Here is a 12,465-nt window from a genome sequence, read left to right as displayed (position 1 = left end):
GGGGCACCGCGTGCTTCGGTCAGGCGCGTTCCGCCGGAGCGCGGGCGGCGGCGGGGCTCAGCCCCGGGCGGCGGCGGGGCTCAGCCGCGCACGACGGCCAGCACGCCGTCGCGCAGTTCGGCCATCCGCGCCGGGTCCTTGGCCTCGACGTTGAGGCGCAGCAGCGGCTCGGTGTTGGAGGCGCGCAGGTTGAACCACCAGTCCGGGCCGGCCACGGTGAGGCCGTCCAGCTCGTCCACGGTGGTGCCCTCCAGACCGGCGTAGGCGGCGCGGACGGCGGCGGTGCTGGCGGCCTGGTCGGCGACGGTGCTGTTGATCTCGCCGGAGGCGGCGTAGCGGTCGTACTCGGCGGTCAGCTCGGACAGGGTGCGCTCCTGCCCGCCGAGCGCGGCCAGCACGTGCAGCGCGGCCAGCATGCCGGTGTCGGCGCGCCAGAAGTCGCGGAAGTAGTAGTGCGCGGAGTGCTCGCCGCCGAAGACTGCGTCGGTGACGGCCATCTCCTGCTTGATGAAGGAGTGGCCGACCCGGGTGCGCACCGGGGTGGCGCCGAGTTCGCGGACCACCTCGGGGACGGTCCAGGAGGTGATCAGGTTGTGGATGATCGTCGGCTCGGTCTCGCCGGCGGCCTGGGCGCGGGCGATCTCGCGGGCGGCGACCAGGGCGGTGATCGCGGACGGGGAGACCGGCTCGCCGCGCTCGTCGACGACGAAGCAGCGGTCGGCGTCGCCGTCGAAGGCCAGGCCGACGTCGGCGCCGACCTCGCGGACCTTGGCCTGGAGGTCGACCAGGTTCTTGGGGTCGAGCGGGTTGGCCTCGTGGTTGGGGAAGGTGCCGTCCAGCTCGAAGTACATCGGGACGAGCTCGATCGGCAGGCCGTCGAAGACGGTCGGGACGGTGTGGCCGCCCATGCCGTTGCCGGCGTCCACGGCGACCTTCAGCGGGCGGATCGAGGTGAGGTCGACCAGGCCCAGCAGGTGGTCGGCGTAGCCGCGCAGGGTGTCCTGCTCGGAGAGCGCGCCGGGCTCCACGTCGCGGGCCGGGACGGTGACGGTGTCGTCCTCGGCGGTCCAGGACTCGACCAGCTCGCGGATCTCGGACAGGCCGGTGTCCTGGCCGACCGGGGCGGCGCCGGCCCGGCAGAGCTTGATGCCGTTGTACTGGGCCGGGTTGTGGCTGGCGGTGAACATCGCGCCGGGCAGGTCGAGCTTGCCGCTGGCGTAGTAGAGCTGGTCGGTCGAGCAGAGGCCGATCTGTACGACGTCGGCGCCGTAGGCCGCCGCGCCCTCGGCGAAGGCCCGGCTGAGCGATGGGGAGGAGGGCCGCATGTCGTGGCCGACCACGATCGCGGACGCGCCGGTGACCTGCACGAACGCGGCGCCGAAGGCCCGGGACAGGCTCTCGTCCCACTGGTCCGGGACGACACCTCGGACGTCGTACGCCTTCACGAGCTGCTTGAGGTCGCGCACTGCGGCTCCACCCTGGTTCTGTCTGATCGATACGTCGGCCACCCGCCCGTTCGTTCGACGGGGCGAGGTGAGGTCAGACGGGCAGCGTACCCGGGCCGGAGGAACGCATCGTGCCGGGTGAGGGCCTCGGGGGTCCCCGGGCGGGGGCCGGCCGGGGGCTCAGTTGTCGGGCGAGCGCAGCACCCGGAGGTGGCCGCGGCGGCCGCCCTCGGTGGACTCGCCCTCGGGGCCCCGGCCCTGACGGGGGGTCTGCGGGCGGGCGGCCTCGCGGACGGCGTTGGCGAGGGCCTCCAGGTCGTCGCTGCTGCGGCGCAGCGGCCCGGCCTCGGCGGCGAGCCGGACGACCTCCCAGCCGCGCGGCGCGGTGAGCCGCTCGGCGTGCTCGGCGCACAGGTCGTAGCAGTGCGGCTCGGCGTAGGTGGCGAGCGGGCCCAGTACGGCGGTGGAGTCCGCGTAGACGTACGTCAGCGTCGCGACGGCCGGTCGGCCGCACGCGGTCCGCGAACAACGACGTACAGAGCTCACGAGGGTGGACGGTACCGCACTCCCCGCCGGGGAGCGAAGACCGCCTGCCCGGCGGGGGTGCCCGTGTCGCGGTCCGCGCGCCCGCGCGGGCGCCCCCGCGGGGTCCGGGGGCGCTCTCGGCGCGCCGTGCGGCTCCTGCCGTCCCGCTCGCTCCGGCCGTTCGGGCACGCGCCGCCGCCCCGGCGATTCCCCCGTCGGAGTGGTCCACTTCCGACCCGTCAAGGACTACTCTCGGCAGTGATATGGACAGCTCCGCACCGCAGTCATCGACAGGCCCCTCGCGCCGCCCCCGGCACCGCGACCGGCACGGCAGAGGGCTGCGCGGCCCGCTGGCGCCGCCCCAGGTGCCGATCTCGCTCACCCGCTCCGAACTGTTCGACGACTACGTGCGCGAGTCGGTGGAGCGGCTGGAGCGGCGGTGGCCGCAGCTGATCGAGGTGGAGTTCGCCGTGCAGGAGGTGCCGCTGCACGAGGCGGACGGCGCCGACTCCGAGGACGGCGTGCCGCTGGGCCGGGTGTCGCCGGGCGAGAAGGGCCGCAAGAGCCAGATCGTGGTGTACCGGCGGCCGGTGGAGATCCGGGCGAAGACCCGGGAGGACCGGGCGGCGCTGGTGCACGAGATCCTGATCGAGCAGGTGGCCGAGCTGCTGGGGCTGTCCCCGGACGCGATCGACCCGCGCTACGACGAGGACTGATCTTCCGCCGGCGTCCCGGGGCCTGCCGACCGCAGGCCCCGGGACGCGCGGTCAGCGCAGCACGACGCCCGGGTCCTGGGCGGCCTGCGGCACCTGGACGGTGCTGTGGTCGTCGCGCAGCGCCTGGACGGTGAACATCGGCACGTCCTTGTTGGGGATGGAGAGCATCCGGGCGCCGACCACCGGGCCGCCGGACTCGGTCTCCACGGTGAGCGCGAAGACCCCGTTCAGCCCGGCGGGCTCGGGCGCCGGGATCGCGACCGTGCCCCCGGCCGGGAGCTGGACCTCCTTGGTCGCCGGGGTGCCGCCGCCGCTGCCGGCCGAAGCGGTGACCTTGACGGTGGCGGCGTCGCCGGTGGAGGTCAGGAACAGCGTGGAGGCGCCGGCCCGGTTGTCGGCGACGGTGGCGCGCGCGCCGATCGGGTTGCTGCCGGTGAGCCAGGCCGCGTCGCTCTTGCCGTTGCCGCCGGTGCGGTCGATCCGCAGGCCCGCCACGACCGGGACGGCGTGCTTGTCGTCGCTGGGCGACAGCCGCAGGCCGGCGACCTCGTCCCGGGTGACCTTGCCGAGGTCGACGGCGGCCACCATGCCCGCCTTGACGTGGATCGACTCGTTTCCGGCCGGGGTGAACCAGCCGTTCTTGCCGGAGAGCTGGATCTTCAGGTCGGCGTCGTCGTCCGTCGGCGCCCAGACCACCAGGCGGGCCGCGGAGGTGTCGGCGGGCAGGCCGGGCAGCACCTGGGTGGGGGCCGGGTCGGCCGAGGCGGGGATCCAGTCGGCGCCCTTGGCGCCGTCGGCGGCGTGCAGCGCGGCACCGACCCGCCCGGAGCGCACCACCACGTGCACGGCGAGGTCGGTGACGGCGCCCTTGCTGAGCGTCGACAGCAGGACGGACTGCGAGCTGCCGGGGGCCACGGTGATGCCGTTGGCGGCGTCGTTGTCGATCAGGCCCTTGTCGCCGTACAGCTGGATGTCGACCACGGCGGCGGAGGACTCGGGGTTGACCAGGCTGAGGTAGTCGACCCGGTCGCCGGCCGTGCTGGCCCCGGCGAACCAGAAGCTGGTGTTCTCCGGGGTGCAGGTGAGGCCGGACAGGCCCAGACCGCGCTGCTCGGTGACCACGGTGGTCTGGGTGACGGTGAAGCCGGGGGCGAGCGCGCCGGTGGCGACGGCCCCGGTGCCGGGCGCGGCGTCACCGTTGGTGGCCGGGCCGGTGGCCGGGGTGCCGGGCTTGGTGAGGGTCAGCTTGGCGTCGGCGGGCGCGGCGTTCTTGTCCGGTGCCGGGGTCGCCGAGCCGCTCGGGGTCGCACCGGGCGACCCGCTGGGCGACCCGCTCGGCGCCGCGGAGGCCGGGGCCGAGGGGGCCGCAGTCGGCGGGACTGCGGGGGCGGACTGGTCGGTGAGCCAGCCCGCGCCGCCGGTGGCGGAGCCGGTGCCGGGCGGGGTGTAGGCGGTGAGCGTGGTCGAGCCGGTCAGGCCCTGGAGCGGCTGCGGGCAGACCGCCGCAGTGCGCTCGACCTGGGCGGTGCTGGGGGCGCCGGCGGCGTCCGCCTTGGCCGGGCTCGCCGGCGGGCGCGCCTCGGCGATCCCGAGGACCGCCGCCAGCACCACGGCCGCGGCCAGCAGGGACTGGGTGGTCTTCCCGGCGGAGCGGCCGGGCGGCCCGACCGCCGGGCGGGTGGTCTCCCCGGCCCCGGTCGGCTCGACGGCCGCGGGCTCGAAGGGCTCCTCGGGCCCGGCGCCGGACTTCTTCCTGAATGCGGGCTTCTTCATCGCGGGTCAGCTCCCCGATCCGTGCTGGTGCGGAGGGTAGTGCGCAGGGGAGTGGCCGGTGCCGCCCGGGTCGTTGGGGTCGTAGTACGGCTCGCCCTGCCGGCCCGGCTGCCAGGCCTGCTGGGGCTGGCCGGGCTGCTGCTGGTAGGGGTCGTAGCCGTACTGCTCCTGCGGGTACTGCTCGTAGCCCTGCTGCTCGTAACCCTGCTGCGGGTAGGCCTGCTGCTGGTGGCCGTCGTACCCCTGGCCGTCGTACCCCTGGCTGCCGTACGGCGCGGCCGCCGGCTGCTGGGCCGGGTAGTGGTCGTAGCTGTACGGGTCGGCCTGCTGGTACGACTGGTACGGGTCGGTGTACGGCTCGGCCTCCTGGACGGCGGCGGCCGCCTGGACCGCCTCGGTCACCGGCTCGCCGGTGGGCTGCGCCGGGATCGCCCCCGGCCGGCCCTCGTACACGCCGGAGTCCTCGGCGCCGGGCTCGCCGCCCTCGCCGCGCTCGGCCATCCGGCGGGCCCGGCGGCTGCCGGGGGCGGGGGCCTGCGCCTGGGCGGCGGCGGCCAGCGCGGCGGCGGCCACCACCTCCTCGGGCAGGTCGTCGTCCTTGTGGCTGCGGCGGCCGGGCAGGGCCAGCACCAGGATGGTGACGCCGAGCAGCACCTGGGCCCAGATCCAGCCGGTGTGGACGAGGCTGGCCTCGCGGGTGACACTCAGCTTGCCGCCGGCGGCCGGGAGCTTGAAGCCCTGCGCCCAGCCGTCGACCGTGGTGGGCTCCAGGGCGGTGCCGTCCACGGTGGCCTTCCACTCGGGGGCGGCGGACTCGGCGAGCCGCAGCACCCGGCCGTCCGGACCGGCCGGGACGGTGGTGGAGAGGTCGCGGGCCCCGGCCGGGACGACCACCGGGGTGGCGCCCGGGGCGGTGATCACCGCGCGCACCGCAGGGGCGCCGTTGACCTGCCAGAGCGCGGTGTCGCGCTCCTGGTTGGCCTTGACCAGGCCGGGGGTGGTGTCCAGGACGTTCTTGAAGGCGTCGACGGCCTGGCGCTCGACGAGCACGTAGGCGATGCCGTAGCCGGCCAGGGCGTTCGCCTGGTCGGCGCCGGAACCGGCCAGCAGGTTGCCGACCATCTTGTTCAGGCCGTCCTGGGTGCCGGTGGCCGGGTCGACGGTGGACTCGGCCTGGCCGAGGGTCAGCCCGGCGCCGCGCAGCACGGTGTAGCGGACGGCGCCCTTCTGCCCGGTGACGACGAGGGTGCGGGCCCGGTCGGTGGTGCCGGCCTCCTCGGCGATGAAGGCGGGCACCTGGCCGCCGTCAGCGCGGTGCAGCGGACCGCCGGCGCCGGTCAGCGCCCACCACAGGCCGGTGCCCAGCGGGGCCAGCACGGCCGCGGCCACCACCAGGGCGGCCACCGGCTGACGCCAGCCGAAGGCGATCCCGGCGACCCGGGCGTTGGCGCCGTCGGCACCGATCGCGGCGGCGGCGAGCAGGGCGATCCCGGCGATCAGGGTGGCCGGGCCCGCCCAGGCGGGCACCGCCTGGCCGCCGGAGGCCGGGGTGACGGAGGTGCCCGCCACCGCGACCGCGAAGAGCAGGCCGGCACCGGCCGCGCCCCAGGCGACGAGCACCGCGCGGCGCCGGTCGGCGCGCAGCAGCGCGGCCAGCGCGGCCAGGACCACACCGGCGGAGAGCCAGACCGGCGGCACCCCGGCGCCGCCCGGATTGACCAGCAGCAGGCCGGCCGCGCTCGCCCCGGCGCCGTGCAGACCGGGCAGCCCGGCCTCCAGCAGCAGCCACTGCGGGTGCGACAGCACCTTCAGCGACCAGGGGGCCAGCACCGCGACCGGTACCGCGAGGATCACCAGGACACGCAGCCCGAGCAGCCGCAGCGCCGTACCGCCGGAGCCGAAGGCGCCGCCGCGCAGCACCGCGACCACCAGCGTCGCCAGGCACAGCGGCACGGCGAGCGCCCAGGTCAGCGGTACGAAGGCGGTGGCCAGGGTGAGCAGCAGGACGGTCATCCAGACCGGCCGCCAGCCGGGGCGGGCACCCTTGGCGGCGCTCTCCTGGCGGATGCCGAGGCCGGCCGCGATCGCGGCGGCGCGGGCCAGCGGCGGCAGCAGCACGGCGAGGACGGCGGTGCCGATCCGGCCCTGGGCGAGCGCCCCGGTCGCCGCGGGCAGCAGCGCGTAGGTGGCGCTGGCCCAGGCGCGGACCAGCTTGGAGTCCAGCAGCGGCCGGGAGACCAGGTAGGCGCTGACCGCGGCCAGCGGGACGGTGAGCACCACCAGCAGGGTGAGCGCGAGGTCGGCGTGGCCGAACAGCAGCCAGGAGAGCACCGCGAGCACGCCGAGGTACGGCGGCCCGGCGGCGGTGGAGCCGGTGCCGATCGGGTGCCAGGCGTCCGCGTACATCGACCACAGGCCGCCCGCACCGTCGGAGGCGGGCAGCAGGGCGCCGCCGAACAGCTCGCCGCCGCCGAGCAGGCTGCGGCAGGCGACCAGGGCGAACACCAGCAGGCCGGCGAACAGCACCGGCGCGGGGCGCCGGGCCAGCTTCTTGAGCAGCGCGAACTGCTCGACGACGAGGTCCTCGCCGTCCTCGTCGCCGCCGGCCTCGACCGAGCCGTGGCGGCTGCCGGAGTCGTCGCCGCCCCCTATCCCGAGCGAGCCGATCACGCCCTCGACGGCGAGCCGGGTGGTCGCGCCGGGGGCCGGGAACAGCGTGCGGTCGTCCAGGGCGTCCGCCGCCCTGGTCCGGGCGCGGTGCTTGCGGGCGGTCAACAGCCTTGGGAGACGGACGAGTTCATGGCCGAGACCGGCCAGTTCGTCGATGGCCTGGCGGGCGTCCTTGCCGAGCAGGTTGGTGACGGCACGCACCAGGGTGCCGAGCACCAGGCGCAGCAGCACGTACGGGAAGAGCACGCCCCTGCAGTTGGCGAGCAGGGTGAAGACGGCGCCGGCCTTGTCCACCCGGTGCGGGTGGGCGGGGCCGCAGTCGATCGCCCGGCGCTCGCGGCTGGCCGCCTCGGCGTGCCGCAGCACCGCCTCGGGGGCGACCACCACGCGGTGGCCGGCGGCGTTGACCCGCCAGCAGAAGTCGGTGTCGTCCCGCATCAGCGGGAGGGCCTTGTCGAAGCCGCCGAGCTCCTCGAAGACGTCCCGGCGCACCAGCATGCCCGCACTGGAGACGGCGAGCACCGGGCGGACCTGGTCGTGCTGGCCCTGGTCCTGCTCGCGGCGGTCGAGGCCGGTCCAGCGGCGGCCGGAGCGGGCGATGGTGACGCCGACCTCCAACAGCTGGCGGCGGTCGTACCAGCTGCGCAGCTTGGGGCCGACCACGCCGGCGCTGGGGGTGGAGTCGGCGACCTGGAGGAGGCGGCGCAGCGCGTCGGTCTGCGGCTCGCAGTCGTCGTGCAGCAGCCAGAGCCACTCGATCGGCTGGGTCTCGCGCGGGCCGCCGCGGCCGAGGTCGTCCTCCTGGGCGAGCGGGTCGCCGAAGTCGTCCCAGCCGCCGGTGACCGGGTCGTAGCCGGAGGGGTCGAGCCGGTACGGGAGGTCCTCCGGGCGCAGGGGCGCGGAGCTCGCGACGGCCTCGGCGACGGCGGTGCCGAAGCCGGCCCGGCGGCCGAGCACCAGCGGGCCACTCTCGGGCAGCCAGTCGGCGAGGGTGTCGGCGAGCAGCTGCGGGGAGTTGTCGGTGGATCCGGTGTCGACCGCGAGGATCCGCTGGACCTGGCGGTCCTGGCCGAGCAGGCCGGCCAGGGCCTGCGGCAGCCAGCGGGCGCCGTCGTGCGAGACGATCACCGCGGTGACCAGGTGGCGCGGGTAGGCGGGCGGCCTGGCAGCGGTGAAGCCGCCCTGGTGGCTGTAGACGGTCATCGAGTGCGCGGGCCCCAGTTCTCGGTGGACACAGCCGGTGAACGGCAACCGGATGGCGCACCACACTAACGGCTCTCGATGGCCGCCTCGTGCGCGGTGCCGGTGCGGAGGCGGTGAAGAAGGGGCCCGGGCGGAGTGGAAACGGCCCGGGAACACGAAAGCGCCCCACCGTCACGGTGAGGCGCTCGTACAGCCTGTGCGGCCGTCCGCCGTTGGCGGAGGGTCAGCGGGGGCCAGGGGCCACCGCGCTCAGACCGCGCTCTTCTTGAGCCGACGGCGCTCGCGCTCCGAGAGACCGCCCCAGATGCCGAAGCGCTCGTCATTGGCGAGGGCGTACTCCAGGCATTCCGAGCGGACCTCGCAGGCGAGGCAGACCTTCTTGGCCTCGCGGGTCGAGCCGCCCTTCTCGGGGAAGAAGGACTCGGGGTCGGTCTGGGCACACAACGCGCGCTCCTGCCAACCGAGTTCCTCCTCGTCCTCCGCGATGCCGTCCCCGATCAACAGCTCAAAGAGCTCGCTCATGTGGCGCGCCTCCTCTGCCCCTACTTGGCGTCCCCGTGGTTGCCGTTGCCTCGTGCGGCTGACGACACGAGTGAAATTACAGTTGCGTCACTCTGGCCCAGTCAAGCCGAGCTCTGGTATTGAGGCCGGGATTCACTCCCTGGCACCAAGCCATTACGAATAGTGTACATATTCGGACACATCGGACCTTCAGTCCGAAAGCCCTGGAGAGCGTCGAAACGTCCGCAACCACTCGCGAAATGACGCCCGCTCACCGTCACAGGCCGGTCATCGGCCTCCCTTCCCGGCGATCTTCCCATCGAAACCTAGAGAGTGATGAATCACCCCATCAGGGAGAGATACGGACCTAATCCACTCGAATGCCGCATGGCCCGGTTTGACACCGGCCCCGCGAATGCGGTCTCCTTTCCCCTATGTCAGAGTTCGCCAGCCCCCGGAGCGGTTCCACGCTCCGCCGTGCCGTGAACTCCTGTTGTCGCCTCTGTTCCTGCTGTAGCTAGGCGCCCGCGTCCCACCGCGCGCCGCCCAGGAAGCACAGAGGCCGCCCGCGATTCCCGCCCCCAGGACATCCCGGATCCGGCTGCTCCCCGAACCAGCCGACTCATCCGAGGACGACCACCGTGCGCATGATCCGCATCCGCAAGCGGAACCGCGACTGCAACAAGCTCGCCCGCCTGGGCCTCTCCCCCGCCGTCCGCCGTACGGACGGACGTCGCTGGGCGGACGGGCTCAGCGACGTCTCCATCGCCGGCGACCCGCTCGCCTTCCCCCACCTCGCCCGCACCGACCTGCCCGGTCACCCCACCACCGTCGCCGGGTACGCCCGGCTGGTCCGCGAGATCGCCGCCGACCGCGCCCGCTGGGAGCCGCTGGTCCGCTACGACGCGCTGACCCGCTGGTACGCCCGGCTGGAGACCGGCCCCGGCTACGAGGTCTGGCTGCTCAGCTGGCTGCCCGGCCAGAGCAGCGGCTTCCACGACCACGGCGAGTCCTCCGGCGTGATGACCGTCGTCCGGGGCGAGCTGATCGAACGCTCCCTCACCCACGCCGGCGAGGGCGCCCGCACCCTGCGCCCCGGCGGGCAGCGGGTGTTCTCCTCCGGCTACCTGCACGAGGTGGTCAACGGCGCGCTCGAACCCGCCGTCTCCATCCACCTCTACACCCCGGGCCTGACCGCGATGAACCAGTACGGCGCCGCCGCCGTCCCCGAGCAGCACCCGGAACCGCTTCCGCGGGAGCAGGCCGAGCGTCATTGAGCGCGCACTGACGAAGAGTCCGGCCGTGGCAGGATGACCCCCATGCGCATCGTGGCACTGGCAGGCGGAATCGGCGGGGCGCGCTTCCTGCGCGGACTCCTCGCGGCGGTCGGACCGCAGGACGAGATCACCGTCATCGGCAACACCGGTGACGACATCCACCTCTACGGCCTCAAGGTCTGCCCCGACCTCGACACCGTGATGTACACCCTCGGCGGCGGGATCCACGAGGAACAGGGCTGGGGCCGGGCCGACGAGACCTGGTCGATCAAGGCCGAGATGAAGGAGTACGGCGTCGGCCCCGAGTGGTTCGGGCTCGGCGACCGGGACTTCGCCACCCACCTCGTCCGCAGCCAGATGCTCACCGCCGGGTACAGCCTCAGCCAGGTCACCGAGGCGCTGTGCGTGCGCTGGAACCCGGGCGTGCGGCTGCTGCCGATGAGCGACGACCGGGTCGAGACCCACGTGCGGATCACCGACGAGCAGGGCACCCGGGCCGTCCACTTCCAGGAGTACTGGGTCCGGCTGCACGCCGCCGTCGACGCCGAGGCGATCATCCCGGTCGGCGCGGACACCGCCAAGCCCGCGCCCGGCGTGCTGGAGGCCCTCGCCGAGGCCGACGTCATCCTCTTCCCGCCGTCCAACCCGGTCGTCTCGATCGGCACCATCCTCGCCGTCCCCGGCATCCGGGAGGCCGTCGCCGCCGCCCCGGCGCCGGTGGTCGGGCTCTCCCCGATCATCGGCGGGGCCCCGGTGCGGGGCATGGCCGACAAGGTGCTCGCCGCCGTCGGCGTCGAGGCCACCGCCGAGGCGGTCGCGCTCAACTACGGCCCCGACCTGATCGACGGTTGGCTGGTGGACACCGCGGACGAGCACGCCGTCGCCGCCGTCGAGGCCGCCGGTATCGCCTGCCGGGCCGTCCCGCTGCTCATGACCGGCGTCGAGGCCACCGCCGAGATGGCCCGGACGGCGCTGGCCCTGGCCGAGCAGGTCCGCCATGGCTCTTGAGATCCTGGGGGTCGAGGGGATCCCCGAGGTCGACGCCGGGGCGGACCTCGCCGGACTGATCGCCAAGGCCGGGACGTACCGGGACGGCGACATCCTGCTGGTCACCTCGAAGGTCGTCAGCAAGGCCGAGGGGCGGCTGCTGCACGCCGCCGACCGCGACGCCGCGATCGACGCCGAGACCGTCCGGGTGGTCGCCCGGCGCGGACCGGCCCGGATCGTCGAGAACCGCAACGGCTTCGTCATGGCCGCCGCCGGGGTCGACGCCTCCAACACCGCCCCCGGCACCGTGCTGCTGCTGCCCGAGGACCCGGACGCCTCGGCGCGGGCGCTGCGCTCCCGGCTCCAGCAGCTGACCGGGTGCCGGCTCGCCGTCGTCGTCACCGACACCTTCGGACGGCCCTGGCGCAACGGGCTCACCGACGTCGCGATCGGCGCCGCCGGGCTGTCCGTCCTCGAGGACCACCGGGGGCGCACCGACAGCCACGGCAACGAGCTGGTGCTGACCGTCACCGCGACCGCCGACGAACTCGCCGCCGCCGCCGACCTGGTGAAGGGCAAGGCCACCGGCGTCCCGGTCGCGATCGTGCGCGGCCTCGGACACCTGGTCACCGCCGAGGACGGCGCCGGCACCCGGCCGCTGGTGCGGGCCGCCGCCGACGACATGTTCCGGCTCGGCACCTCCGAGGCACTGCGCCAGGCCGTCACCCTGCGGCGCACCGTCCGCTCCTTCACCACCGACCCGGTCGACCCGGCCGCCGTCCGGCGCGCGGTCGCCGCCGCGGTCACCGCGCCCGCGCCGCACCACACCACGCCCTGGCGCTTCGTGCTGCTGGAGTCCGCCGGGACCCGGGTCCGGCTGCTCGACGCCATGCTCGGCGCCTGGCAGCGCGACCTGCGCGAACTCGACGGCTGGGACGAGGCCAGGATCGCCCGCCGCACCGCCCGGGGCGACGTCCTGCGGGACGCGCCGTACCTGGTCGTGCCGTGCCTGGTGATGGACGGCTCGCACGACTACCCGGACCCGCGCCGGGCCGCGGCGGAGCGGGAGATGTTCACGGTCGCCGCCGGAGCGGCGGTGCAGAACCTGCTCGTCGCCCTGACCGGCGAGGGGTACGGCTCCGCCTGGGTGTCGTCGACGATGTTCTGCCGCGACACCGTCCGGGAGGTGCTGGACCTGCCGGAGGGGTGGGACCCGATGGGGGCGGTGGCGGTCGGCCGGCCGGCGGAGGTGCCGCGGGAGCGGGCGGCGCGGAGTGCGGAGGCGTTCGTCGAGGTGCGGTAGGGGGTGCTGTTCGGGGGGCGGGCTCTCGGGAGGGTGGGTGACGCCGGGGCGCGTCCCTCTCGCCT

General features: G+C 74.8%; 9 protein-coding genes. 4 read left to right on the top strand and 5 right to left on the bottom strand.

The features are described 5' to 3' along the window. Nucleotides 1-80 precede the first annotated feature (80 nt). Together BOQ63_RS27705 and BOQ63_RS27700 are read right to left on the bottom strand one after the other, a co-directional pair. Nucleotides 81-1,466, bottom strand: a complete 1,386-nt coding sequence (locus BOQ63_RS27705; RefSeq protein WP_030289947.1) for a phosphomannomutase/phosphoglucomutase — start codon at nucleotides 1,464-1,466, stop codon at nucleotides 81-83. Between the two features lie 159 nt (nucleotides 1,467-1,625). Further along, nucleotides 1,626-1,991 (bottom strand): DUF3499 domain-containing protein, encoded by a 366-nt coding sequence (locus BOQ63_RS27700; RefSeq protein WP_030289946.1) that lies wholly within the window; start codon nucleotides 1,989-1,991, stop codon nucleotides 1,626-1,628. A 242-nt stretch (nucleotides 1,992-2,233) separates the two neighbouring features. Between BOQ63_RS27700 and BOQ63_RS27695 the strand changes: the two genes are divergently transcribed. After that, nucleotides 2,234-2,686: a metallopeptidase family protein gene (locus BOQ63_RS27695; RefSeq protein WP_030289945.1), complete on the top strand. Its 453-nt coding sequence runs from the start codon at nucleotides 2,234-2,236 to the stop codon at nucleotides 2,684-2,686. A 51-nt stretch (nucleotides 2,687-2,737) separates the two neighbouring features. On the opposite strand, the gene BOQ63_RS27690 is transcribed toward BOQ63_RS27695, so the two are convergent. The 3 genes from BOQ63_RS27690 to BOQ63_RS27680 all read right to left on the bottom strand — a co-directional run bounded on the left by BOQ63_RS27690 (nucleotide 2,738) and on the right by BOQ63_RS27680 (nucleotide 8,854). Then, on the bottom strand, nucleotides 2,738-4,459 hold the full coding sequence (locus BOQ63_RS27690; protein ID WP_078938877.1) for a DUF5719 family protein: 1,722 nt from the start codon (nucleotides 4,457-4,459) through the stop codon (nucleotides 2,738-2,740). Between the two features lie 6 nt (nucleotides 4,460-4,465). Continuing rightward, the gene (locus BOQ63_RS27685) at nucleotides 4,466-8,332 is read right to left on the bottom strand and encodes a glycosyltransferase family 2 protein (protein WP_030289943.1); all 3,867 of its coding nucleotides are present in this window, start codon (nucleotides 8,330-8,332) and stop codon (nucleotides 4,466-4,468) included. A gap of 249 nt (nucleotides 8,333-8,581) precedes the next feature. After that, a complete protein-coding gene (locus tag BOQ63_RS27680; RefSeq protein WP_030062195.1) occupies nucleotides 8,582-8,854 on the bottom strand; it encodes a WhiB family transcriptional regulator in 273 nt (90 codons plus the stop codon). Between the two features lie 620 nt (nucleotides 8,855-9,474). On the opposite strand from BOQ63_RS27680, the gene BOQ63_RS27675 reads away from it, so the two are divergent. The 3 genes from BOQ63_RS27675 to BOQ63_RS27665 are packed head-to-tail and all read left to right on the top strand — an operon-like array spanning nucleotide 9,475 to nucleotide 12,400. Further along, nucleotides 9,475-10,110 (top strand): cysteine dioxygenase, encoded by a 636-nt coding sequence (locus BOQ63_RS27675; RefSeq protein WP_223886054.1) that lies wholly within the window; start codon nucleotides 9,475-9,477, stop codon nucleotides 10,108-10,110. Between the two features lie 42 nt (nucleotides 10,111-10,152). After that, nucleotides 10,153-11,118 carry a 2-phospho-L-lactate transferase gene (cofD, locus tag BOQ63_RS27670; RefSeq protein ID WP_072655144.1) on the top strand — a complete coding sequence of 322 codons (966 nt, stop codon included), beginning with the start codon at nucleotides 10,153-10,155 and terminating at the stop codon, nucleotides 11,116-11,118. After that, complete coding sequence (locus BOQ63_RS27665; RefSeq protein ID WP_030289939.1) at nucleotides 11,108-12,400, top strand: coenzyme F420-0:L-glutamate ligase; 1,293 nt, start codon at nucleotides 11,108-11,110, stop codon at nucleotides 12,398-12,400. Before cofD ends, BOQ63_RS27665 begins: the two co-directional genes overlap by 11 nt. The last annotated feature ends 65 nt before the right edge of the window (nucleotides 12,401-12,465 follow it).

Source organism: Streptomyces viridifaciens (assembly GCF_001888885.2).
Taxonomy (GTDB): domain Bacteria; phylum Actinomycetota; class Actinomycetes; order Streptomycetales; family Streptomycetaceae; genus Kitasatospora; species Kitasatospora aureofaciens.
The sequence above is the reverse complement of the archived record's forward strand: the minus strand, read 5'-3'. Positions and strand labels throughout refer to the sequence as shown.